The 25,178-nt window shown below is 67.1% G+C and carries 18 protein-coding genes; 15 read left to right on the top strand and 3 right to left on the bottom strand.

Translation table 11 applies throughout. The features are described 5' to 3' along the window. The 9 genes from HHL21_RS04440 (at position 1) to HHL21_RS04400 (ending at position 12,119) form a co-directional block, all read left to right on the top strand. Positions 1–1,251, top strand: coding sequence for a TIGR03087 family PEP-CTERM/XrtA system glycosyltransferase (locus HHL21_RS04440; RefSeq protein ID WP_169464055.1), 1,251 nt, complete (start codon positions 1–3; stop codon positions 1,249–1,251). Then, the gene (gene xrtA / locus HHL21_RS04435; RefSeq protein WP_229496033.1) at positions 1,236–2,783 is read left to right on the top strand and encodes an exosortase A; all 1,548 of its coding nucleotides are present in this window, start codon (positions 1,236–1,238) and stop codon (positions 2,781–2,783) included. Before HHL21_RS04440 ends, xrtA begins: the two co-directional genes overlap by 16 nt. Beyond that, entirely contained in the window at positions 2,780–3,976 is a 1,197-nt protein-coding gene (locus HHL21_RS04430; RefSeq protein WP_229496031.1) for a TIGR03088 family PEP-CTERM/XrtA system glycosyltransferase, read from the top strand. Before xrtA ends, HHL21_RS04430 begins: the two co-directional genes overlap by 4 nt. Further along, positions 3,964–5,865, top strand: a complete 1,902-nt coding sequence (locus HHL21_RS04425; RefSeq protein WP_169464054.1) for an XrtA/PEP-CTERM system amidotransferase — start codon at positions 3,964–3,966, stop codon at positions 5,863–5,865. Before HHL21_RS04430 ends, HHL21_RS04425 begins: the two co-directional genes overlap by 13 nt. A gap of 34 nt (positions 5,866–5,899) precedes the next feature. Beyond that, positions 5,900–7,120, top strand: coding sequence for a TIGR04063 family PEP-CTERM/XrtA system glycosyltransferase (locus HHL21_RS04420; protein WP_169464393.1), 1,221 nt, complete (start codon positions 5,900–5,902; stop codon positions 7,118–7,120). A gap of 115 nt (positions 7,121–7,235) precedes the next feature. After that, a complete protein-coding gene (locus HHL21_RS04415; RefSeq protein WP_229496029.1) occupies positions 7,236–8,375 on the top strand; it encodes a glycosyltransferase family 4 protein in 1,140 nt (379 codons plus the stop codon). Beyond that, complete coding sequence (locus tag HHL21_RS04410) at positions 8,372–9,778, top strand: phenylacetate--CoA ligase family protein (protein WP_169464053.1); 1,407 nt, start codon at positions 8,372–8,374, stop codon at positions 9,776–9,778. Before HHL21_RS04415 ends, HHL21_RS04410 begins: the two co-directional genes overlap by 4 nt. Continuing rightward, the gene (locus HHL21_RS04405; RefSeq protein WP_169464052.1) at positions 9,778–11,130 is read left to right on the top strand and encodes a putative O-glycosylation ligase, exosortase A system-associated; all 1,353 of its coding nucleotides are present in this window, start codon (positions 9,778–9,780) and stop codon (positions 11,128–11,130) included. The genes HHL21_RS04410 and HHL21_RS04405 overlap by 1 nt, the downstream gene beginning before the upstream one ends. Then, positions 11,127–12,119, top strand: a complete 993-nt coding sequence (locus HHL21_RS04400; protein WP_229496027.1) for a polysaccharide deacetylase family protein — start codon at positions 11,127–11,129, stop codon at positions 12,117–12,119. The genes HHL21_RS04405 and HHL21_RS04400 overlap by 4 nt, the downstream gene beginning before the upstream one ends. A gap of 13 nt (positions 12,120–12,132) precedes the next feature. Here HHL21_RS04400 and HHL21_RS04395 read toward each other — a convergent pair whose 3' ends face one another. Genes HHL21_RS04395 through HHL21_RS04385 form a run of 3 tightly spaced genes read right to left on the bottom strand, consistent with a single transcriptional unit; the run spans position 12,133 to position 16,696 of the window. Continuing rightward, positions 12,133–13,188 (bottom strand): glycosyltransferase, encoded by a 1,056-nt coding sequence (locus HHL21_RS04395; protein WP_229496025.1) that lies wholly within the window; start codon positions 13,186–13,188, stop codon positions 12,133–12,135. After that, positions 13,188–14,630: a lipopolysaccharide biosynthesis protein gene (locus HHL21_RS04390; protein ID WP_169464051.1), complete on the bottom strand. Its 1,443-nt coding sequence runs from the start codon at positions 14,628–14,630 to the stop codon at positions 13,188–13,190. Before HHL21_RS04390 ends, HHL21_RS04395 begins: the two co-directional genes overlap by 1 nt. Further along, entirely contained in the window at positions 14,627–16,696 is a 2,070-nt protein-coding gene (locus tag HHL21_RS04385) for a glycosyltransferase (RefSeq protein ID WP_229496023.1), read from the bottom strand. The genes HHL21_RS04390 and HHL21_RS04385 overlap by 4 nt, the downstream gene beginning before the upstream one ends. 213 nt (positions 16,697–16,909) lie before the next feature. Here HHL21_RS04385 and HHL21_RS04380 point away from each other — a divergent pair, with 213 nt between their 5' ends. From HHL21_RS04380 to prsR, 6 genes are all read left to right on the top strand, one after another. Then, entirely contained in the window at positions 16,910–17,623 is a 714-nt protein-coding gene (locus tag HHL21_RS04380; RefSeq protein ID WP_169464050.1) for an N-acetyltransferase, read from the top strand. Positions 17,624–17,823: 200 nt separating this feature from the next. Further along, on the top strand, positions 17,824–19,113 hold the full coding sequence (locus tag HHL21_RS04375; RefSeq protein ID WP_169464049.1) for a nucleotide sugar dehydrogenase: 1,290 nt from the start codon (positions 17,824–17,826) through the stop codon (positions 19,111–19,113). 19 nt (positions 19,114–19,132) lie between these two features. Next, positions 19,133–20,173: an SDR family oxidoreductase gene (locus HHL21_RS04370; protein ID WP_169464048.1), complete on the top strand. Its 1,041-nt coding sequence runs from the start codon at positions 19,133–19,135 to the stop codon at positions 20,171–20,173. Positions 20,174–20,234: 61 nt separating this feature from the next. After that, a complete protein-coding gene (locus HHL21_RS04365) occupies positions 20,235–21,635 on the top strand; it encodes a TIGR03013 family XrtA/PEP-CTERM system glycosyltransferase (protein ID WP_169464047.1) in 1,401 nt (466 codons plus the stop codon). Between the two features lie 75 nt (positions 21,636–21,710). Beyond that, positions 21,711–23,768: an XrtA/PEP-CTERM system histidine kinase PrsK gene (gene prsK, locus HHL21_RS04360; RefSeq protein WP_370659662.1), complete on the top strand. Its 2,058-nt coding sequence runs from the start codon at positions 21,711–21,713 to the stop codon at positions 23,766–23,768. Between the two features lie 42 nt (positions 23,769–23,810). After that, on the top strand, positions 23,811–25,175 hold the full coding sequence (gene prsR / locus HHL21_RS04355; protein WP_169464046.1) for a PEP-CTERM-box response regulator transcription factor: 1,365 nt from the start codon (positions 23,811–23,813) through the stop codon (positions 25,173–25,175). The last annotated feature ends 3 nt before the right edge of the window (positions 25,176–25,178 follow it).

Below are 25,178 nucleotides of genomic sequence, written 5' to 3'. Positions count from 1 at the left end.
ATGGAATCCCTGTTAATGCTGGTTCACCGGATCCCGTTCCCACCGAACAAGGGCGACAAGATCCGTTCATATCACCTGCTGCAGCAGCTGTCGCAGCATTTCAAGGTCCACCTGGCCACCTTCGTCGACGACGCCGACGACTGGCAGCACGTGCCGCGGGTGCAGCAACTGTGCGCCAGCAGCCATTTCGCTCCACTCAATCCGACCGCCGCGCGGATCCGCAGCCTCGGCGCGCTGCTGAGCAAGCGTTCGCTGTCGCTCGACTACTACCGCGACGCCGGCCTGGCGCGCTGGGTCGCCGATGCCGTGCGCATCCACCGCATCGACCGTGCGCTGGTGTTCTCGTCGGCAATGGCCCAGTACGCTGAAGGGGTGCCAGGCCCGCGCCGCGTGGTGGACTTCTGCGATGTCGACTCGGAAAAATGGCGCGAGTACGCCGAGAAAAAGCGTTTCCCGATGAACCTGGTGTACGCCCGCGAAGCGCGCCAGCTGCTGCGCTACGAGCGCACGGTGGCCGCCGGTTGCGGCGCCGCGCTGTTCGTGTCCGAACCCGAGGCGGCGCTGTTCCGCCAGCTGGCGCCGGAAAGCGCGGCGCGCACCGCTTACTTCAGCAACGGCGTCGATACCAACTACTTCAGCCCGCACCGCGCCTACGACAACCCGTATCCGGCCGGGGCCCATGCGGTGGTGTTTTGCGGCGCCATGGACTACTGGCCGAACGTCGATGCGGTCAGCTGGTTCGCGCGCGAGGTCTTCCCGGCCCTCAAGGCGCGCCATGCCGGCGCCGCCTTCTACATCGTCGGCGCCCGGCCCCCCGCGGAAGTGGCCCAGCTGGCGTCGCTGCCGGGCGTGATAGTGACCGGCACGGTCCCTGACGTGCGCCCGTACGTGGCCCACGCCGCCGTATGCGTCGCCCCGCTGCGGGTGGCGCGCGGCATCCAGAACAAGGTATTGGAGGCGATGGCGATGGGCAAGACGATCGTGGTTTCGCCGCAGGCGCTGGAAGGCATCGCCGCCAGGCCGGGCGCCGAGCTGCTGCTGGCGACGGAGGCGGCCGAATTTGGCGCCGCCGTCGGCGCCGCGCTGGACGCGCCCTGCGCACGGATGGGCGAGGCGGCCCGCGCCCGGGTCGAGGACAGCTACAGCTGGACCCGCAACCTGGCGCCGGTCATCGACATGCTCAAGGCCGGCGCCGCCCAGCCCGCGGCAGCGGCCACCGGCATGGGAGGCGCGCAATGGAAGCCAGCATGACGCTCGCGCCGGCCCGTCCGGCCCCGCAGTACGCCTTGTTCGCCCTGATCGGGGCGGCGCTGCTGCTGCCGCTGCTGGTGTATTTTTCGACCGCCGCGTCGATCGTCGGCATCTGGCAGCGCTCGGAAACTTTCGCCCACGGCTTCGTGATCGTCCCGCTCAGCGCATGGATGATCTGGCGCCGCCGCGCCGAGCTGCAGAACCTGCCCGTCGCGCCGTTCTGGCCGGCCCTGCTGCTGCTGGCCGTGTGCGGCGCGGCCTGGCTGCTGGGCAGCATTGGCGGGGTATCGATCGTGCGCCAGTTCGCGCTGGCCGCGATGCTGCCGCTCTGCGTGCTGGCCGTGCTGGGGCTGCGCATCGCCCGCGTGATCGCCTTCCCGCTGCTGTTCCTGCTGCTGGGCGTGCCGTTCGGCGAATCCCTGATCGACCCGCTGATCGGCGTGACGGCCGATTTCACGGTCGACGCGGTGCGCGCCAGCGGCATCCCGGTGTTCCGCGAAGGTAACAGCTTCAGCCTCCCGACCGGCAACTGGTCGGTGGTGGAAGCCTGCAGTGGCGTGCGCTACCTGATTTCCTCGTTCACCCTGGGCTGCCTGTATGCCTACCTGAGCTACCGTTCGGCCGGCAGGCGCGCGCTGTTCGTGCTGTTTTCGATCCTGGTGCCGATCGTGGCCAACGGCCTGCGCGCCTATTCCATCGTCATGATCGGCCACCTGTCCGGCATGACCCTGGCGGTCGGCGTCGACCACCTGATCTACGGCTGGGTGTTCTTCGGCATCGTGATGTTCCTGCTGTTCTGGATCGGCAGCTTCTGGCGCGAGGACAGGCCGGCGGCCCCGGTCGTCGCGGCGGCCGCGCCATCGGTGACCTGGCCAGCGCCGGCGCGCATCGGCGCCATGGCCGCCGCGCTCGCCTTCAGCCTGGCGCTGTGGCCGGCGTACGGCAGTTATCTTGGCCGCCCGGCGCACGGCGCCCAGGCGCCGGTCGAGCTGGCCTCGTTCACGCCGGCGTGGGAGCCGGCCGTCGCGCCGGCCCGCTTGCAGCCCCACTTCAAGGGTGCCAGCGCCGAGCTGCACCAGTCCTACCAGAACGGCGGCCAGGCGGTGGCGCTCGACCTGTTCTTCTACCGCAGCGGGCCGGCCGGCACCGAGCTGATCAGCTCAAGCAACCGCCTGGTGGCGCCGGAATCGCACAAGCTGTGGCGTCAGGAAACGCCGGTTACCCGCACCGAGCTGCTCGGCGAACGCCGCCTGGCGCTGCGCGAAGTTCTGCTGTTCGCGCGCTCCGGCGCCAGGGTCCTGGTATGGCACTGGTACTGGATCGACGGCACCGCCACCGCCAGCCCGTACACCGGCAAGCTACTGCAGGTAAGGCAAAAACTGATGAGCAAGCGCGACGACGGCGCGATACTGGTGGTGTCGGCGCCGTTCGACGAGCGGCCGGAAGCGGCGCGCGAGGCCATGCGCGCCTTCCTGGCGGCCAACCTGGCGGCGCTGGAAACCACGCTCGAACGCACCCGGAGCCAGCCATGACGGCGGCGCGCAGCGCGATGCAGGAGGCGCCGCCGCTGGTGGTGCACCTGATTTACCGGCTCGATTTCGGCGGCCTCGAGTCGCTGCTGGTCGAGCGCATCAACCGCATGTGCGCCACCCGCTACCGCCATGCGGTGGTGTGCCTGACCGACTACACCGCGTTCGCCGACAAGATCCGCCGCCAGGGCGTGACGCTGCATGCGCTGCACAAGCAGCCCGGCCTGTCGCCCGGCACCCACCTGGCCTTGTGGTCGCTGCTGCGCCGCCTGAACCCGACCATCATCCACACCTACAACCTGTCGGCGATCGAATATGCGCCGGTGGCGCTGCTGGCCGGCGTGCCGGTACGGATCAACGGCGCCCACGGGCGCGACCATCATGATCCGCATGGCCTCAACGCCAGGCATAACCTGCTGCGCCGGCTGATGCTGCCGTTCTACGACTGTTACTACGCCAATTCGGCGGCCATGGTGAAATGGCATAGCGACGTGATCGGGGTACCGTCCGCCAAGAGCCGGCTGCTGTCGAACGGCATCGACACCGCCAGGTTCCGCCCGCGCGAGCACGGCGACGCGCCCGCCCCCGGCCCGTTCGGCGACGGCTGCATCGTCATCGGCAGCGTCGGCCGCATCCAGCAAGTCAAGGACCACGCCACCCTGCTGGAAGCCTTCATCCTGCTGCGTCAACAGCTGCCGGAACAGCGCGCGCGGCTGCGCCTGGCCATTGTCGGCGACGGCCCGCTGCTGCCGGCGCTGCGGGCGCGCGCGGCGCAGGCCGGCCTCGAACGGGAAGTCTGGCTGCCCGGGTCGCGCGCCGACGTCGCCGAGATCCTGCGCGGTTTCCACGTGTTCGCCATGGCCTCGATCGCCGAGGGCACCCCCGGCGCGGCGCTGGAGGCGATGGCCAGCGCCCTGCCGGTGGCGGCCACCCGCGTCGGCGGGATCCCGGAAGTCATTGAAGACGGCGTCACCGGCGCGCTGGCGCCGCCGTCCGACCCGCAGGCGCTGGCCGATGCGCTGGCGCGGTATGTCGCCGCGCCCGGCCTGGCCGCGCAGCACGGCCAGGCCGGGCGCGCGCGCGTGCTGCGCCACTACGCCATGGACGCCATGGTCGCCGCCTACCTCGGCCTGTACGACCAGTTGTGCGAACAGAAACATCAAACGAGGAAACCGGAAAAAACATGTGTGGAATAGTCGGCATTTTTGATACGCGCGGGGCCCGCGCGATCGACCCGGAACTGGTCAGGCGCATGAACGAGACCCAGCACCACCGCGGTCCGGACGAGGGCGACGTGTACACCGAAGCGGGCGTGGGTTTCGGCCACCGCCGGCTGTCGGTGATCGACATCCTGAGCGGCCAGCAGCCGATGTTCAACGCCGCCGGCGACGTCGGCGTGGTGTTCAACGGCGAGATCTACAACTACCCGGAGCTGACCGCCGAGCTGCAGGCGCTCGGCTACGCGTTCCGCACCAAAAGCGACACCGAAACCATCGTGCATGCCTGGGAAGCGTGGGGCGAGGAGTGCGTGCACCGTTTCCGCGGCATGTTCGCGATCGCCGTGTGGGACCGCAAGGCGCAGACCATGTTCATGGCGCGCGACCGCCTTGGCGTCAAGCCGTTCTACTATGCGCTGCTGCCGGACGGGATGTTCATCTTCGGCTCCGAGCTGAAGTCGCTGCGCGCCCACCCGGACCTGCCGCGCGCGATCGACCCGCAGGCGGTCGAGGATTACTTCGCCTACGGCTACGTGCCGGAGCCGAAAACCATCTACGCCGGCGCCGCCAAGCTGTCGCCGGGCTATACCCTGACCGTGAAGATCGGCCAGCCGGTGCCGGCGCCGAAGCAGTTCTGGGACGTGCCGTTCAAGGCGCACGCCGGGATGACTGAATCGGATGCCAGCAACGAGCTGGTCGAGCGCCTGCGCGAGGCGGTGAAGATCCGCCTGAAGGCCGAAGTGCCGCTGGGCGCCTTCCTGTCGGGCGGCGTCGATTCGAGCGCCGTGGTGGCGATGATGGCCGGCCTGATGAAGGATCAGCCGGTCAACACCTGCTCGATCGCCTTCAAGCACAAGGACTTCGACGAATCCGAATACGCCGAAAAGGTGGCGCGCCAGTACCAGACCGCGCACCACACCGACACCGTCGACACCGACGATTATGCGCTGCTCGACACCCTGGCCGACCTGTACGACGAGCCTTACGCCGACAGTTCCGCGATCCCGACCTACCGCGTGTGCCAGCTGGCGCGCAAGCGCGTCACGGTGGCGCTGTCGGGCGACGGCGGCGACGAGAACCTGGCCGGCTACCGCCGCTACCGCTATGCGATGGCGGAGAACAAGGTGCGCGCCCAGATCCCGGCGGGCATGCGCCGCATGGTGTTCGGGCCGCTCGGAAAATACTACCCGAAGGCCGACTGGGCGCCGCGCGTGTTGCGCGCCAAGACCACTTTCGAGGCGCTGTCGCGCGACTTGGTGGAAGGCTACTTCCACGGCGTGTCGATCATGAGCGACGCCATGCGCGCGCGCCTGTTCTCGGACCAGTTCCGCAGCAAGCTGCAGGGCTACCGCGCGATCGAGGTGATGCGCGGCCACGCGGCGGCCTCGCCCACCGACGACCCGCTGTCGATGGTCCAGTACCTCGACATGAAGACCTACCTGCCGGGCGACATCCTGACCAAGGTCGACCGCGCCAGCATGGCGCACGCGCTGGAAGTGCGGGTGCCGCTGCTGGACCACAAGCTGGTGGAGTGGATTTCCGGCCTGTCGCCCGAGCTCAAGCTCAAGGGCAGCGAAGGCAAGTACATCTTCAAGAAGAGCCTCGAGCCCTACTTGCCGGAGGAGATCCTGTACCGCAAGAAGATGGGCTTCTCGGTGCCGCTGGCGGCCTGGTTCCGCGGCCCGCTGCGCGAGCGCGTGCGCACCTCGCTGCTGGGGCCAGCCCTGGCCGACACCGGCATCTTCAACCGCGAGTACCTGTCCGAGCTGGTCGAGCAGCACCAGTCGGGCCGGCGCGACTACAGCGCCCCGATTTGGACCGTGCTGATGTTCGAAGCTTTCCTGCGCAAGGAAACGTATGGAGAATAAGCCCCTGGCCAGCGCCAGCGCGGCGGCGGCGCCGCTGCGCGTGCTGCACGTGCTGGACCATTCGATCCCGCTGCACAGCGGCTACACCTTCCGCACCCGCGCGATCCTGCAGCAGCAGCGCGCGCAGGGCTGGCAGACCTTCCACCTGACCGGTCCCAAGCAGGGCGCGACTGAGGGCGGGCTGGAGCAGGTCGCCGACCTGGCCTTCTACCGCACCAAACCGGCGCGCGGCCTGCTGGCGTCGGCGCCGGCGTTCCGCCAACTGGCGCTGATCGACGCACTGGCCGCACGCCTGCTGGAAGTGGCGCGCGAGTGCAGGCCCGACGTGCTGCACGCCCACTCGCCGGCGCTCAACGCGCTCGCGGCGCTGCGGGTCGGGCGCCGCCTCGGCATCCCGGTGGTGTATGAAATCCGCGCCTTCTGGGAAGACGCCGCGGTCGACCACGGCACCAGCCGCGAATGGGGCCTGCGCTACCGCCTCACGCGCGCGATGGAAACCTATGCCATCAAGCGGGTGGCCGCGGTGACCACCATCTGCGAAGGGCTGCGCGCCGACATCGTCGGGCGCGGCATCGCGGCCGAAAAAATCACGGTGATCCCGAACGCCGTCAACGTCGACGATTTCAGCGTCGCCGGCGAGCGCGACGAGGCGCTGGCGGCCGCACTGGGGCTGCAGGGCAAGCAGGTGCTGGGCTTCATCGGCTCGTTCTATGCCTACGAAGGACTGGATGTCTTGTTGGCCGCGATGCCCGCCATGCTGGCGGCCAACCCGGACACCCGCGCGCTGCTGGTCGGCGGCGGCCCGCAGGAGGAGCTGCTGAAGGCCCAGGCGCGCCAGCTGGGGATCGCCGGCAAGGTGATCTTTACCGGGCGGGTGCCGCACGACCAGGTCCAGCGCTACTACAACCTGGTCGACGTGCTGGTTTATCCGCGCCTGAAAATGCGCCTGACCGAGCTGGTCACGCCGCTCAAGCCGCTCGAAGCGATGGCGCAGGGGCGGCTGCTGGCGGCCTCGGACGTGGGCGGCCACCGCGAACTCATCGCCGACGGCCAGACCGGGGTGCTGTTCGAGGCCGGCGACGCGGCCGCCCTGGCGCGCACGGTGCTGGCGCTGCTCGACGCGCCGCACAGCTGGCCCATGCTGCGCGCGCGCGGCCGCAGCTTTGTCGAGCGCGAACGCACCTGGGCCGGCAGCGTGGCGCGCTACCGCGCCGTGTATGGCGGGCTCAGCCCGCGCTTGAACACGCTTGTTTGAGGCATCTTTTATTGCATATAGAACATGGGATCGGCGCCGGAATCGTTAGAATGGCAAGTCGCAGGCGCGGAGCGCGCGCGGCGGCCAACATACCAACCAGCCAAACGGGATTATTTTGTCTAGCACATCAATCACAGGACGCTCATCGGGACCCGCCAGCGCGCTGCGCATTGGCCTGGTGGGTCCCTTGCCGCCCCCTGCCGGCGGCATGGCGAACCAGACCGTCCAGCTGGCCCGGCTGCTGCGCGCGGAGGGCCACCAGGTCGAGCTTATCCAGGTTAACGCCGCCTGCCGGCCGGCCTGGGCCGGCCGCCTGAAGGGCATCCGCGCGGTGGTGCGGCTGCTGCCTTTCGTGGCGGCGCTGTGGCGCGCGGCAGGGCGCCAGGACCTGTTCCACGTGATGGCAAATTCCGGCTTGTCGTGGCATCTGTACGCGGCACCGGCGATCTGGATCGGCCGCCTGCGCGGCTGCCCGGTGGTGATCAACTACCGGGGCGGCGAAGCCGGCACCTTCCTCGATGCGGCCGAGGCCTGGGTCCGCCCCAGCCTGGTGCGCGCCGATGCGCTGATCGTGCCATCCGGCTTCCTCGGCGCGGTGTTCGGCAAGTTCGGCTTCGCCGCCACCGTGGTCCCCAACATCATCAACCTGGAACGCTTCAGCGCGGCGCCGGCGCCGCCCGCGCGCCCGCTGTCGCTGCTGGTGGCGCGCAACCTCGAACCGATCTACGACAACGCCACCGCGCTGCGCGCCTTCGCCATCGTCAGGGCGGCGCATCCGCTGGCGCGGCTGGTGGTGGCCGGTTGCGGCCCCGAACGCGCGCGCCTCGCGCAGCTCGCCGCCGAGCTGGCGCTGGGCAGCGCGGTGACCTTCGCCGGCCGCCTCGATCCCGACCAGATGGCCGCGCTGTACCGCGGCGCCGACGTGATGCTCAACCCCAGCCTGGTCGACAACATGCCCAACTCGGTGCTGGAAGCGCTGGCCAGCGGCGTACTGGTGGTCAGCACCAACGTCGGCGGCGTGCCCTACATGGTCGATGACGGCAGCACCGCGCTGCTGGTGCCGCCGGCCAGCCCGCAAGCGATGGCCGACGCCGTGCTGCGCCTGCTCAACGACGCCGCGCTGGCCGAGGCGATGCGCGCCGCCGGCCTGCGCTGCGCCCAGCAATACACATGGGACAGTGTGCGTCCGCGCCTGCTGCAGGTGTACCACACCATCCTTGCCAAATCCACTTCCACCGCGGCGATCCCCTCATGACCAAGCCACCGTTGCCGCAGCCCGGCCCGTACACGCGGCTGGTGTCGCGCGTCCTGTTTCCGCTGCACGAGCGCCTCAAGCGCCATACCACGGTCGGCGTGCGCCGGCGCATGGAGCAGACCCAGTACTGGAGCGAGGCCCGGCTGGCCGGGCTCCAGCTCGAGCGCCTGCGCCAGCTGCTGCGCCGCGCGCAGGCCCAGGTGCCTTACTATGCCGCCCTGTTCACCCGCATCGGCTTCGACCCGGCGCGCGACCTGCACTCGCTGGCCGACCTGGCACGCCTGCCGCTGCTCGACAAGGGCGTGATCCGCGCCAACACCGACGCCATGAAGGCGGCCGACGCGGTCGGGCTGGCGCGCTTCAATACCGGCGGCTCCAGCGGCGAGCCGCTGATTTTCTTCATCGGCAAGGAACGGGTCAGCCATGACGTCGCCGCCAAGTGGCGCGCCACGCGCTGGTGGGGCGTCGACATCGGCGACCCGGAAATCGTGGTGTGGGGCTCGCCGATCGAACTGGGCAACCAGGACCGGCTGCGCGCCGTGCGCGACCGCGCCCTGCGCACCGAACTGCTGCCGGCGTTCCAGATGTCCGAGGCCAGGCTGGACGGCTTTATCGCGCAGATCCGCCGGCGCCGCCCGCGCATGCTGTTCGGCTATCCGTCGGCGCTGGCGCATATCGCGCGCCACGCGCGCCTGCGCGGCCAGCGCATGGATGACCTCGGCATCAAGGTCGCCTTCGTGACCTCCGAGCGGCTATACGACGAGCAGCGCGAGCTGATCGGCGCGACCTTCGGCTGCCCGGTGGCCAACGGCTACGGCGGGCGCGACGCCGGCTTCATCGCCCACCAGTGCCCGCAGGGCGGCATGCATATCACGGCCGAAGACATTATCGTCGAGATCATCGACGCCGCCGGCCAGCCGCTGCCGCGCGGCCAGGCCGGCGAGATCGTCGTGACCCACCTGGCCACCGGCGACTTCCCGTTCGTGCGCTACCGCACCGGCGACATCGGCGTGCTCGCCAGCGCGCCCTGCGGCTGCGGGCGCGGCCTGCCGCTGCTGCGCGAGATCCAGGGACGCAGCACCGACTTCCTGGTGGCCCGGGACGGCACCGTGATGCACGGGCTGGCGCTGGTCTACATCCTGCGCGACCTGCCCCAAGTGAAGGCGTTCAAGATCACCCAGCATGACCTCGACCATACCGAGGTCCAGGTGGTGCTCGACGGCGCGCTCGATGCGGCGCTGCGCGCGGCGATCGAGGCCGGCTTCCGCGCCCGCCTGGGCGGCGCGGTCCGGATCGAGGTGCTGCAGGTCGATGCGATCCTGCCTGAAAAATCCGGCAAGTTCCGCTATGTGGTCAGCAAGGTCGCCACGGCCGGCAACCTGGCGCAGGAGGCGCTGGCATAATGCGCGATATCCTTGTCACCCTGATGGTCTTCGGTTCGCTGCCGTTCATCTTCAAGCGCCCCTGGCTTGGCGCCATCATGTGGATCTGGATCAGCGTCATGAACCTGCATTCGCAGGGATGGGGCTTCGCGCGCACCATGCCGTTCGCCGCGATCATCGCCTGCGCCACCGTCGCCAGCATGATCCTGAGCAAGGACAAGCATCGCCTGCCGCCATCGCCGGTCACCACCATCTTCATCCTGTTCGGGGTGTGGGTCGGCGTGACGACGATCTTCGCCATCAACGGCGCCGACAATATTCCGCAGCTGACCAAGGTCTACAAGATCCTCGGCATGAACCTGGTGGTCATGATGCTGATCAAGACGCGCAAGCAGGTCGAGGCGCTGGTCTGGACCGTCGCCGTGTCGCTCGGGTTTTATGGCATCAAGGGGGGCATTTTCACCATCCGCAGCGGCGGCAACGAGATGGTGTGGGGCCCCGCCGGAACCTTCATTGAAGGCAATAACGAACTGGCGCTGGCACTGGTGATGGTGATCCCGGTCATTTACTACCTGTTCACCATCAGCACCAGGCGCTGGCTCCGGGCCGGCCTGATCGGTGCGATGCTGCTGTGCGCCTTGTCCGCGCTGGGCAGCTATTCGCGCGGCGCCGCGCTGGCGATCGGGGCGATGGTGGTGTTCTTCTGGCTTAAGAGCCGCCACAAGGTCACCCTTGGCGTGCTGTTCCTGGCCGCGGCCCCGCTGATGCTGAACTTCATGCCGGAAAAATGGTTTGCCCGCATCGACACCATTTCGCAGTACGAGACCGACGGCTCGGCGCAGGGACGGATCAATGCCTGGAACATGGCGTATAACCTGGCGCTCGACCGCCCGATCGTGGGGGGCGGGTTCGACATCTACGACTACGCCGTGTTCCTGCGCTACGCGCCGATCCCGGACGACGTGCACGCCGCGCACAGCCTGTATTTCCAGGTGCTGGGCGAGCACGGCTTCGTCGGCCTGCTGATTTACCTGGCGCTGGCCTGGAGCGCCTGGCGGGCCGGTGCGCGCATCATCCGCGACACCAAGCCTTATCCGGACCTGCGCTGGGCATCCGACCTGGCCACCATGCTACAGGTGAGCATGCTCGGATTCGGCGTCGGCGGCGCTTTCCTGAGCCTGGCGTATTTCGACGTTCCGTATTACCTGATGGCGGCGATGGTTGCCACCAGCCTGATCGTCGCCGCCGAGATCAAGGAACGGAAGAAACACAAGGCGCCGGCCGCCGCCGCCGCCGCGGCCGCCGCTGCGGCCGCCGCTGCGGCCGCCGTGCCGGCGCCGGCGGCGGCGCGCCGTCACGAAGGATCCCGTTGAAGCTGTCCCAGGCACTCGCCGCGCGCGCCAGCCGGCCCCTGCTCAGGGCTTTGTCGCCGGGCGGCAGCGGCCCGCTCTCGATCGTGATCTACCATCGCGTGTCCGCCGCGCCCGACCCGCTGTTCCCGGGCGAAGTCGACCAGCATCGCTTCGACCGCGAAATCGGTGTCCTGAAGTCGCACTTCGACATCCTGCCGCTGGCCGGCGCGATCGAGCGCATCCGCAGCGGAACCCTGCCGCCGCGCGCGGCCTGCATCACCTTCGACGACGGCTATGCCGACAACGCCGAGGTCGCGCTGCCGATCCTGCAGCGCCACGGCGTGCATGCCACCTTCTTCATCGCGACCGGCTTCCTGAACGGCGGCCTGATGTTCAACGACGTCATCACCGAGCTGGTGCGCGGCTGCCGCGCGCCGGCGCTGGACGCGCGGGCGGCCGGGCTCGGCGTGATCGGCCTCGGCAGCAACGAACAGCGCCGCGCGGCGATTTCCGCCCTGATCGGCAAGCTGAAGTATCGTGCGCTGGAAGAAAGGCTGGAGCTGGCCCTGCGGCTTGCCGCCACCCACCAGGTGGCGCTGCCGGCCAACGCCATGATGAGCGACGGCCAGGTCAGGATGATGCACCAGGCCGGCATGGGGATCGGCGGCCACACCGTCAACCATCCCATCCTGGCGCGGCTGGACGCCGGCGCGGCGCGCGAGGAAATCGCGCAGGGCAAGCACCAGCTGGAGCAGATCATCGGCGACGAGGTCAGGCTGTTTGCGTATCCGAACGGCAAGCCGAACGCCGATTACCATGCCGGGCACGCGGCGATGGTGCGCGACCTGAAGTTCGACGCCGCGGTGTCGACCGCGTGGGGACGCTACGACGGCGTGCCCGACCTGTTCCAGCTGCCGCGCTTCACGCCATGGGACCTGAGCCGGACGGGCTATCTGATGCGGATGGCGCGCAACCTGACCGTCAAGGCCGAGCGCGCGGCCGCGGCCTGAGGAATCGCCGGCGTCAGCCGTTGGCGGCGTGCATGGCGCGCGCCTGCTGGTAGATCGCCAGCAGTTCCCGGGCCACGCCGGGCCAGGTCATGTGCCGCACCAGGTCCTGCACCCGCTTGCGCTCGGGCTTGCCTGCCACCAGCGCCGCAATCGCCGCCTGCTGGCCGGCGCCGTCATCCCACTTCACTTTCCTGAATGCGAAGCCGCTATCGGCGAGGTCCAGCGCGCTCTGGTCGGTCAGCATGACCGGGGTGCCGCTGGCCAGCGCTTCCAGCGCCGTCAGCGGCAGCACTTCGCCCTTGCTCGGCAGCACGAACACGCTGGCGGCTGCGTACGCGGAGGCCAGCAGGGGATCGTCATGGGCCAGCCCGCCGAGGTAGCGCACCCCGCTGGTGGCCTGCAGCTGTCGCAGGTAGCCCTGGTCGCGCTGCTCGGCCGTGCCGATCACGGCGAACGGCAGGCCCATCGCGGCCAGCACGGCGGCCACGCCGAGCTGGTTCTTGTAGGGCGACACCGCGCCCACCATCAGCGCGAAATCGCCGTGCAGGCCGGCGCGGTCACGGAACAGGCCGCCATCGGCGCTGAAAAAACGCGCGCCGATGCCGTTCGGGACAATCCGGATCCGCTGGTCCGGGATGCGGAAGGCAGAGCGCATCGCGGCCCGTTCCGGCTCGCCAAGCGCGACCAGCAGGTCGGCCTTGCGCAGCGCGCCCTCGATCTGGCTGAAGCTGGTCTGCACGTCGCCGCCGGTAAGGTGGCGCGCGACGCCGGTGGCGATGCGCGCGCGCAGCGCGGAGGCGCCGTTCCACGCGGGCGACAGCAGCGGCGACAGCACGGCCGGCACGCCGAGCTCGCGCGCGGTCTCGATGATGCGGTGGTTGCCGTTGATGGCGGAAAATACGTGCAGCACATCGTAGCCGGCCAGGCTGGCGCGCACCGGGTCGGCCAGCTCCACCGACAGGGCGGCGCCGGCCAGCTGCTGCAGCGCGCTGACCGTTTCCGTGACCTGTACCTGCAGGCCGCCGTGGCGCTGGAACAGCATCGGGTAGGACAACACACCGACGCGCATCAGCGCTTCCTCGCGCCGAACAGCGGAATTTTCTGGCCGATGGCGCGGACCTCGGGGGCCAGCGGATGGCGCAGCATGAACAGGCCGGCCACCCACAGCAGTGCGCTCAGCGATGCGGCGACGAGCAGTTTCACCAGCACCGGACCGCCCAGCATGAAGGCGGCCAGGGGGCCGGCCGAGCACAGCAGTGCCAGCAGGGCGCTCTTGCGGCAGGCCGAGAACAGGTCGAACACGGTGATGCCGCTGACCTGGTACTGCATGCGCACGGTCAGGTACAGGCGGAACAGGGCGCCCAGCACGATCGCCCACGCCACCGCGACCAGGCCGAACGGCGCGGCGGCCAGCAGCATGGCGACCCGGACCGATACGGTGGAGGCGTCCAGCTTGGCCTGGGCCTTGACGTGGCCGGTCGCGACGAACAGGTAGCGCGCCATGCTGATCGCGCTGAACAGCGCGGACGACAGGCACATGATCCGCAACAAGGGCGCCGCGCCATCCCACTGCGGGCCGAACATCACGCGCACGGTGGGGAAGGCCATCAGCGCGATGAAACCGAAGAAGGGCATCGAGAACGCCGTCATCAGCGCGACCGTGGTCAGGTAGGCGCCCTTGACGTCGCCGCCGCCGCGCGACTGTTCCGCGAACAGCGCGTAGGCCACCGGCGACACCACGCTGGTGACGGCGCGGCCGAAGATCGCCAGGGTGCCGGCCGCCTTGCTGAAGATGCCGACGCCGTCCATGCCGATGAACTTGCCGATGATGAGTTCCGGTGCGGCCACGCCGATTTCGTCGATCAGCGTGCCGCCGGTCGAGAAGGCGCCGAACTTCGCGACCCGGCGGATGCCGCGCAACGACGGTATCCAGGGGAAACCGGGCGGCCGGAAGCGGACGCTGGCCAGCAGGGTCGCGATCGAGGCGCAGGCCGAAGCGTATGCCAGGCTCATGTAGCCGAAGCCGTTCCACGCCAGGCTGACGGCGACCGAAAAGCTGACCGTGCCGCTGACGATGTTGATGAAGCAGATCGGCCCGAAGCGCATCTCGCGGCGTAGCAAAGGCAGCACTGTCGAGGTAAACGGGATCAGGAAGAAATTGATCGACATGACTTGCATCACCGGCACCAGGCGCTGGTCGTCAAAGAACCAGGCCAGCGGGTGGCTGGCGCAGATAATCATGACGGCCAGCGACCAGGCCACCGCAAAACTCACCGCCAGGGTGGCGCGCAGCTTGTCCTGGGTCAGTTCGCGCTCCTGGATCAGGTACTGGCCGACGCCGAAATCGCGCATCACGTGGGCGATGCCAAGCAGGGTGGCGCCGATGGAATAGACGCCGGTTTCTTCCGGCGTCAGCAGGCGGGCCAGGGTCATGCTGCCGATGATTCCAAGAATCAGCAACGCATATTTTTCAACGAAGGAGATGAGCAGCGCCGCCCGGGTTTTGCTCACGTCAACAACCCCTGGTAAAACGCGTCGATGCGGCCCTTTAAGATTTCCGCCGAATAGGTCGACTCCATTTCCTGCCTTGCCTTGATGGCCATCGCGGCGCGCCGCGCCGGGTCGGCAAGCAGGCGCGACACCTGGTCGTGGGTGAGGTCGGCGTCGTCGAGCGGCACCAGCATGCCGCCCTCGCTGCCGCGCAGGATATCGGCGGTGCCGGGCACGTCGGTGCCGACCACCGGCACCCCGCATGCCATCGCCTCGATGGTGGAAATGCCGAAGCCCTCGTTCCGGCTCAGCAGGAAGTGCAGGTCGAAGGCCGGCAGCATCATTTCGACGTCGCCGACGAAGCCGGCGAAGATCACGGCGCCGTCCAGGCCGAGCGCGGCGACCTGGTCGCGCAGCTGCTGCTCGAGCGGGCCGGTGCCGGCCAGCACCAGGTACAGGTCCGGGTAAGTCTGCCTGAGCCGCGCGAACAGGTCGATCAGGGCGTCCGGGCGTTTCTGCGGCGACAGCCGGGCGACCGAGCCCAGCACCAGGGCGTCGCGCGGCAGGCCGAGCCTGGCGCGGGCGGCGTCGCGGCGCGCGGGCGAGGGGATGAAGCGGCCGATGTCGACGCTGTTCGGGATCACCTGCAGCCGGGTGGCCGGGCCGATGTACTTGCCGAAGATGGCGACGAAATGGTCCATCGCGGAATCGGATACCGCGTAGATGCCCTTCACGCTGGTAAACGCTTCGCGGAACAGGCGGTCGTGCCAGGCCGAGAAGGTCTTTTTCGGGAAGGCGTTATGCACGCTGATGACGGTCGGGATGCCGCAGCGGTGCGCCAGCCACAGCGCCGAGGCGCCGTAGGTGGTCCAGCAGAATGCCACGTGGACCAGGTCGGGACGGTGGCGCCGCATCTGCCAGGTGCCAGTCAGCGAGGCGCGCAGTTTGTTGAAGCGCCGCCATTGCCATTGCTCGCCGAACTGCGGCGGGTCGAAGATGCCGACCGCGATCCGGCCGCCGTGCAGCGCGTCGGCGAAGCGCTCGAAACCGCGGAAGGGCGGCGTCGCCACCACCACCCGGGCGCCGGCCGCGGCCAGCAGCCTGGCTTCCTGCGCCATGCGCATTTCCATGCCGCCCAGCTCGCCCGAGCAGCTGGTGAGCATGACGCGCGGCTGGCCCTTGGCCTTCCATGCCTGGAAAAAATAGCCGCGCAGGTAGTGCAGCTCCCAGCGCGCCGCGAACAGGCGCTCCTGGTCGCCGGCCAGGCGCGCCTTGAGCGCCGCCAGCATTTCATGCGCGTACTTGGACAGCGTCCAGCGCGGGACATCGAACAGCCGGGCTTGGCTGGAACCCGTTTCCTGGGCACGGGCCCCGCGCCCGAACTTGTAGGCGCGCTGCAGGATGAATTCCGGCGCCAGCTGGCTGGCGCGGATATGGTGGCCGGTCTTCGCTTCGGCGCAAAACCAGGACTTGAACCCGGCTTCGCTGACGCGGCGGTTGAATTCGGTTTCGCTACCCATCGCATAGGCGCCGGCCGACGGGCCGATGCTGGCGTTGAAACGGTGTCCGGCATCAAACACGGCGCGCCGTACCGCCATGTTGGCGCCCCATACCAGTCCCGGGAAGACCGGACCGCTGGCGGCGGTGGTGACGGCGTAGGTGATGCCAAGCGGAACCTTGTTGAGTACCCAGTCCGGCGGCGCCACCGCCCAGTCGGGGTAGATCGCGCCGCCGAAGATCGCATAGCCGGGCTGGGCGCGCGCGCAATCGGCCAGCCGCATCAGCCAGTCCGGCTCGGGCGTGGCGTCGTCGTCGGTAAACACCAGCAGCTGGCAGCCGGGATTGGCCAGCGCCACCGCGAGCGCGGCATTGAGCGCGGCATTCTTGCCCTTGCGGTCCTGGTCGATCACGGTCAGCGGCAGGGCGGCGGCGAAACCGGCGAGGATCGCGCCGGTGCCGTCGGTGCTGCCATCGTTGACAACGAACAGCTTCCACGCCTCGCCGGGATGCTCGAGGCGCGCATAGGCGGCCAGCACTTTGGGCAGGGTGAGTGCGCCGTTGCACGTTGCCATTACGACCGATAACATGCCGCTCCTCGAAAAATATGCATAAAAGACAATGAAGTGTAACGAGCACGACAGGCACCGTCAAGGAAGGTCGCACTTGTAAAAAATTCAATTCAAATGTCACAACGATAATAAATGCTGTGGTACCATATTGCTACAAGGTCATGGGCTCGTCGACCCGGTGCCTGGGCATATCATTTGCACGCCCAAGCGGCCCGCTTGCCCTAAAGAGTCATGCGAAAACAATTTCAACAAACCGTGCGGCAGATTGGCTGGGTCAACAGCGGCTGGTATGCACTGTCGCGCGGGCTCGCGCTCATCAGCGCGCGGCGCGTCCGCCTGTTCAGATATTACCTTGTGGCACAGCCGGTGACGACCGTGCCTTTCAGTAAAGGCCGTGGCGCGGCGATCGACGTGCGTGAAGTCATGGAGGGCGAGCTGGACGCAAGCCAGTTCGACCGTCCGGCCACCGTCATCGCCGAACGCTACCGGCGCGGCGGGCGCTGCCTGGCCGCCTGGAAGGACGGCGTACTGCTCGGTTACCTGTGGTTCACCCTGGCCGACTACCAGGAGGACGAGGTGAGGGCGGTGTTTTCACCCGGCGAGGGCGTGGCCTGGGACTTCGACGTCCAGATATTTCCAAAGCACCAGTTCACCATGGCGTTCCCGCGCCTGTGGGACCGCGCCAACCTCTTGTTGCACAGCCTGGGCGTGCGCTGGTCGTGCAGCCGCATCTCGGCCTTCAACGCCGCGTCCGGGGCGGCCCACCGCCGCCTGGGCGCGCGCCGGATCGCCACCGCGCTGTTCCTGGTCTGCGGCAAGTGGCAACTGACGCTGGCGACACAATTGCCGTTTGTGCAGCTATCGGTGGGCGCGGCGGGCGCGCCGAAATTCCGCCTGGCGCCGGCCCAGGACCATCAGCAACCTGGCGAAACGGGAAGGGCGTAAAAGCAACAGCGCGATTGTTTTTTATTTGTATAATTGCAATTCTGATTACGGCACGGAAAGAAACCAAGGACAATGAATTGACGCTTCCCTGATCAGCGGATTTTTCCATGGCCGGATCGATGTGCGGTTGTTGTTCTACAACAAAATGGCGCCCTGCACTTGCTATACTTACAACAGTAATAATAAATTTTGGGGGCAATATGGAAGCAGCAAAGGTTGTGGCCGTTGTCGGGCTGGGCTACGTGGGCCTGCCGCTGGCAGTGGAATTTGGCAAGAAACGCAAAACCATCGGTTTCGACTTGTCCGAGAGCAAGATCGACAGCTACCGGCGTCATATTGACCCCACCGGCGAGTTGAGCACCGGACAGATGCGTGCGGCAGAGCAGCTTCAGGTCACCACCGACCCGGCCGCACTGGCCGAGGCAGACTACATCGTGGTGGCGGTCCCGACCCCGGTCGACATCGCCCACAACCCGGACTTCGGCCCACTGGCTGGCGCCTCCAGGACGGTCGGCCTGCACATGAAGAAAGGCGCGATCGTCGTGTTCGAATCGACCGTCTATCCTGGCGCCACCGAGGAAGTCTGCATCCCGATCCTCGAGCAGCATTCGGGCCTGACATGGAAGCAGGACTTCCACGTCGGCTTCTCGCCGGAGCGCATCAATCCGGGCGACAAGGAACACACGCTGACCACGATCCTGAAAGTGGTGTCCGGCGACGACGCCGACACCCTCGACAAGGTCGCGCAGCTGTATGAATCGATCATCACCGCCGGGGTCTACCGCGCCTCCAGCGTCAAGGTCGCCGAAGCGGCCAAGGTCATCGAAAACACCCAGCGCGACCTGAACATCGCGCTGATGAACGAACTGGCGATTATCTTCGACAAGATCGGCATCGATACGCTGGAAGTGCTGAAGGCCGCCGGCACCAAGTGGAACTTCCTGCCGTTCCGTCCGGGGCTGGTGGGCGGCCACTGCATCGGCGTCGATCCCTACTACCTGACCCACAAGGCCGAAATGATCGGCTACCACCCCCAGGTGATCCTGGCCGGCCGCCGCATCAACGACGGCATGGCCAAGTTTGTCGCCGAAAAGACCATCAAGTCGATGATCGCGTCCGGTTTCAACGTCAAGGGTGCCAAGGTCAACGTGATCGGCCTGACCTTCAAGGAAAACTGCCCTGACCTGCGCAATTCGAAAGTGGCCGACATCGTGGCCGAACTGAAGGCCTACGGCGTCGAAGTGCACGTGCACGACCCGGTCGCCGATGCCGGCGAAGCATTCCACGAGTACCACATCGAACTGGAAAGCTGGGACCGGCTGCCGCGCGCCGACGCCATCGTGGCCGCCGTGTCGCACCGGGAACTGCTGGCGCGTCCGCTGGAAGATTTCCAGCACAAGCTGAGCAAGGGCGGCTGCTTTATCGACGTCAAGTCGCTGTTCGACCAGGATGCGCTGAAGTCGGCTGGCTACAGCGTCTGGCGCCTGTGATGCATGGCACGGGGGCATTGTGAGTAAATACGCGGACGTTCAACAGTACCTCGGTGGCCACCGCGGCCACTGGCTGGTCACGGGTGCGGCCGGCTTCATCGGCTCCCACCTGGTCGAGGCGCTGTTGCGCCTGGGGCAGCGCGTGACCGCCCTGGACAATTTCGCCACCGGCTACCGCCGCAACCTGGAGCTGGCGCTGGCCGGCGCCGGCGCCGGCGCGGCCGCCAATTTTACCTTCATCGAAGGCGACATCCGCAATCCGGCCGACTGCGCCCGGGCTGTCGCCGGGGCCGATTACGTGCTGCACCAGGCGGCGCTGGGCTCGGTATCGCGCTCGATCAGCGATCCGCAGGCCACCAACGATGTCAACGTCAGCGGTTTCCTCAACATGCTGGCGGCCGCGCGCGACGCCAGGGTCAAGCGGATCGTCTACGCCGCCTCCAGCTCGACCTATGGCGACCATCCGGACTTGCCCAAGGTCGAGGACACCATCGGCAACCCGATGTCGCCGTATGCGGTCACCAAGTACGTCAACGAGCTGTACGCCGACGTGTTCGGCCGTTGCTACGGCACCGACAGCATCGGCCTGCGCTATTTCAATGTGTTCGGCCCGCGCCAGGACCCGGATGGCGCCTACGCCGCCGTGATCCCGCAATGGATCGCCGCGCTGATCCGCAACGAGCCGCTGTTCATTAACGGCGACGGCGAGACCAGCCGCGATTTCTGTTTCATCGATAACGTGGTGCAGGCCAACCTGCTGGCCGCGCTGGCGACCGACCCGGCGGCCGCCAACCAGGTCTACAACGTGGCGCTCAATGCACGCACCAGCCTGAACGCGCTGCACGCCATGCTGCGCGACCTGCTGGTGGAACGCTTCCCGCACGTGGCCGGCCACCTTCCCGAGCACAAGCCGTTCCGTGCGGGCGACGTGCGCCATTCGCAGGCGGACATCGCCAAGGCCGAAAGGCTGCTGGGATTCGCGCCGACCCACCGCATCGATGAAGGTTTGCGCGAAGCAATGAATTGGTATGTCGCAAGTTTAGTCGGAAACAAATCATAAATACCGCGCACCGGGCCGTGATCGCAAGACCGCGCGCGCCGCGATCGGATGGGGAAGCAAAATGCTGAGGATATCGAATCACTACGTTTCAAAGATCGCCTTTTTCCTGGTGTTCGTCGAGGTATTGGTCCTGCTGGGCTCGGCCTATGCGGGCGCCGCCGTGCGCTTCCTCGACCTCGGCGGCGGCACCGCGCATTCGCTCGATGATTTCTTCATGTCCGCCCTCGTGTTTGCGCTCGCGGTGAGCTTCAGCATGAGCGCGATGGGCATGTACCAGCTCAACTTCGATGAAGGCCTGCGCAATCCGTTTTTCCTGAAACTGATGCCCTCGTTTGCGATCGGCTTCATGATCCTGACCCTGGTGTTCTATGTCGTGCCCGCCCTGCAGCTGGGCCGCGGCGTGCTGTTCCTGGTGTTCCTGATCGCCGGCACCGGCATCTTCGCGGCGCGCATGATCTTTTTCAAGACCTCCGAGCTGCGCTTCCTCGAATCGCGCATCCTGTTCGTCGGCACCGGCGCGCTGGCCAAGGAATGCGGCGACCTGGCGATGCAGAACACCGCCTACCACCGCTATGACATCGTTGGCTTCGTCGACACCGAAGCGGACGAGTGCTGCATTCCAGCGTCCAACATCATCCGGGTGCGCGAAGGCGATTCGCTGGCGCGCCTGGCCAGCAGCCACAACGTGGCCGAAATCGTGGTATCGGTGCAAAACCGCCGCACCGGCTTCCCGATCAACGAACTGCTCGACTGCAAACTGCAGGGCATCAAGGTGATCGACGCGGCCACTTTCTTCGAGCGCGAAACCAACCAGATCCGGGTCGATTCGCTGCAGCCGAGCTGGCTGGTGTTCGGTGGCGGCTTCGACCAGAGCTTCGTACGCACCTTCATCAAGCGTACTTTCGACCTGGTGTGCAGCGGCCTGATTTTGCTGGCCACCTTTCCGGTGATGATGCTGACCGCCGTGCTGATCTGGCTGGAAGACCGCGGCACCATTTTCTACCAGCAGGAACGGGTCGGCTGCGACGGCCGCCAGTTCAATGTGCTCAAGTTCCGCAGCATGCGCTCCGACGCCGAACAGGGCGGCCAGCCGCAGTGGGCGGCGCAGAACGACCCCCGGGTGACGGTGGTCGGCAACTTCATCCGCAAGACGCGCATCGACGAACTGCCGCAGATACTGAACGTGTTCAAGGGCGAGATGAGCTTCGTCGGCCCGCGGCCGGAGCGTCCGTACTTTGTCGACCAGCTGATCGGCATCGTGCCTTACTATAACGTCCGCCACAGCATCAAGCCGGGCATCACCGGCTGGGCCCAGGTGCGCTACGGCTATGGCTCCTCGGCCGACGACGCGCTGCGCAAGCTGCAATATGACCTGTATTACGTGAAGAACAATAGCCTGTTCCTCGACCTTCTCATTCTCATCGATACATTAAAGGTCGTCCTGATCCGCAGCGGACGCTGATCGCACCGGCGGGCCGCGCCGGCCGCCAGCACATCGTGTTTCGTCGCATGCAGGCACCACTGTCGGGATAACCCTGTGCACTTGATCAATATCGCTACCTTCAGTTATGCAGTCTGCGCGCTGGCCTTCCTGCTGCTCGCGGCGTTCCTGCTGAGCCATTGGCGCGGGCGCGCGCGCGCGCGGCCGCTGGCCGGGGCCTGCCTGGCCAGCGCGCTCTGGAGCGCGGCCGTCGCGCTGGAATCGGCCAACCAGCCGCTCCTGGCCGGCTGGACCGACGGCCTGGAGATCCTGCGCAGCGGTGCCTGGTCGGCCATCGTGGTGATGCTGATCGGCCGTTACCGGCGCCCCGGCGGACGTTTCTTGTTCCAGCTGAACACGCCTGTGCTGTTGCTGGCCGGGTGCTACGTGCTGCTGCTGGTGGAAACCGCTACCGGCATGCTCCAGCGGGCCGTGGTGCCGGGACAGGGGCTGATGCCGGCCTTGGTCGCGCGCATCGGCATCGCCGTGGTCGGGATGTTGCTGGTCGAGCAGTTATACCGCAACAAGTCGGTGCAGGAGCGCTGGGCGATCAAGTTCGCCTGCCTCGGCATCGGCGGCATGTTCGCCTACGATTTCTACATGTACAGCGACACCATGCTGTTCCGCGGCACCAATCCCGACATCTGGGGCGCGCGCGGCATCGTCAACGCGCTCACCGTGCCCATGCTCGCGGTATCGATGGGACGCAGCGCCTCGTGGTCAACCGAACTGGCGCTATCGCGCCGGGTGATGTTCCATTCGGCGGCGCTGTTCGGATCGGCGATTTACCTGCTGGCGATGGCGTCGGCCGGCTACTTCCTGCTCTATTTTGGCGGCAGCTGGGGCAAGCTGTTGCAGGTGTCCTTCCTGTTTGGCGCGGTGTTCCTGCTGATCGGCATTCTTTTCTCCGGCACGTTCCGCGCCTGGCTCAAGGTTTTCATCAGCAAGCATTTTTACAGCTACAACTACGATTACCGCGAAGAATGGCTGCGCTTCACCAAGACCCTGTCCGAGCAGGGGCCCAAGCTGTCCGAGCGCTCGTTGCAGGCGGTGGGCGAACTGGTTGAAAGCGCCGGCGGCGTGCTGTGGTTGCGCCGCGACAGCGGCATGTTCGAGCCGGTGGCCGGCTGGCATAGCCCGCCACGCCATCCCGCCGTGGGCGCCGATGCGCCGCTGTGCAGCTTCCTCGAGTCGCGCCAGTGGGTCATCGACCTGGACGAATATGCGGCCGCGCCGGAAATGTACGACAATACCGAATTGCCGGCCTGGCTGCCAGCCATCGCACGCGGCTGGCTGGTGGTGCCGCTGATGTTGCAGGGCCGCCTGTTCGGCTTCATGCTGCTGCTCGAGCCGCGCAGCAAGATCAAGCTGAACTGGGAAGTGATCGACCTGCTGAAGATCGCCGGCAGCCAGGCTGCCGGTTACCTCGCCCAGCAGGAAGCGGCCGCCGCGCTGATGGCGGCGCGCCAGTTCGAATCGTTCAACCGCATGTCGACCTTCGTGGTGCATGACTTGAAGAACCTGGTGTCGCAGCTGTCGCTGCTGATTCCGAACGCGGAAAAACACAAGGACAACCCCGAATTCCAGCGCGACATGCTGGAAACGGTGACGCTGTCGGTGCAAAAAATGCGCATGATGCTGCAAAAGCTCAGCCGCAGCGGCTCGGAGGAGCAGCCCACGCCGCTGCTGGTCGACCAGCTGTTGCAGCAGGCGATCGCGCTGAAGGCGGCATTCCAGCCGCGCCCGCTGTTGATGAGCTCCGGGCAGAAACTGTATGTGTTTGCCGAACGCGAGCGCCTCGAGCGCGTGCTGGGCCACCTGATCCAGAATGCGATCGAGGCCACGCCGCAGCAGGGCGCGGTGACCGTCAAACTCAGCCACGAGGCCGATTCGGTGGTGATCGAGGTGGCCGATACCGGCACCGGGATGAGCGAGGAATTCATCCGTGAACGCCTGTTCAAGCCGTTCGACTCGACCAAGTCGGCCGGCATGGGCATCGGCGCGTTCGAGAGCCGCGAATACATCCACCAGCTGGGCGGCGAACTGCGGGTGAGCAGCGAACACCAGCGCGGCACCACGTTCCGTATCGCGCTGCCGCGCTACCCACTGGCATAATCAGATCCGACCGGACAGTATCCGAAGGTAGAGGGATTGCACGTGACCCAAGTCAAACAAAAGCTATTGATCATCGAAGACGACCCCGGCCTGCAAAAGCAGCTGCGCTGGTGCTTCGATGCCTATGACGTTGCGATCGCGGGCGACCGCGAGAGCGCGCTGGCCCAGATGCGCCGCCACGAACCGGCCGTGGTGACCATGGACCTCGGCCTGCCGCCCGACCCGGACGGCGCCACCGAAGGCCTGGCCACGCTGCGCGCGATCCTGGCGATGGCGCCCGATACCAAGCTGATCGTACTGACCGGCAACCAGAACCACGGCCACGCGGTCGAGGCGATTGGCCTCGGCGCCTACGACTTCCACCAGAAGCCCTTCGATCCCGAAATCCTCGGGCTGGTGGTCAAGCGAGCGTTCTACCTGCACGCGCTGCAGCTGGAAAATCGGCGCATCCTGATGTCGGAGGTCGAGTCGCCGCTGGCCGGCGTGATCAGCCGCGACGGCGGCATGCAGCGCCTGTGCCGCAGCATCGAGAAAGTGGCGCCGACGTCGGCCTCGGTGATGCTGCTCGGCGAGAGTGGCACCGGCAAGGAAGTCATGGCGCGCGCGCTGCACCAGCTCAGCCCGCGCGCCAGTAACCGGCTGATGGCGATCAACTGCGCCGCCATCCCGGAAAACCTGCTTGAAAGCGAACTGTTCGGCTACGAGAAAGGCGCCTTCACCGGCGCGGCCAAGCAGACCAAGGGCAAGGTTGAACTGGCGCACGGCGGCACCTTCTTCCTCGACGAGGTCGGCGACCTGCCGATGGCGCTGCAGGCCAAGCTGCTGCGTTTCCTGCAGGAGCGCGTGATCGAACGGGTCGGCGGACATGAAGAAATCGCGGTCGACGTACGGGTGGTCTGCGCGACCCACCAGAACCTGAAGGCGCTGACTGCCAGCGGGCGCTTCCGCGAAGACCTGTTCTACCGCCTGTCCGAAATCGTGGTCACGATCCCGCCGCTGCGCGACCGTACCGGCGATGCAGCCTTGCTGGCGCACCACTTCAAGAACAAGTTCTGCGCCCAGGAAGCGCGCCCGTCGCTGCACTTCAGCAAGGACGCGATGGACGCGATCGAAGCCCACCCGTGGCCGGGCAATGTGCGCGAGATGGAAAACTGCATCAAGCGCGCAATCATCATGGCCGACGGCCCCCAGATCACGGCCGAGGACCTCGGCCTTGGCGATGCCGCCAGAACCGACATGCCGGTCAACCTGCGCCAGGTGCGCGACGAGGCGGAAAGGGCGGCCATCGTCAAGGCGCTCAGCCGGGTCGATGGCAACATCGTGCGCGCCGCCGAGCTGCTCGGCATCAGCCGCCCGACCCTGTACGACCTGATGTCGCGCCACGCGGTCAGGCCCGAAGGGGCGTGAGCG

Origin of the sequence: Massilia polaris (genome assembly GCF_012927275.1) — a bacterium.
In the GTDB taxonomy this organism is placed as follows: Bacteria; Pseudomonadota; Gammaproteobacteria; order Burkholderiales; family Burkholderiaceae_D; genus Telluria_A; species Telluria_A polaris.
Note: the sequence above shows the minus strand (reverse complement) of the source record. Positions and strands in the feature narration are given on the sequence as shown.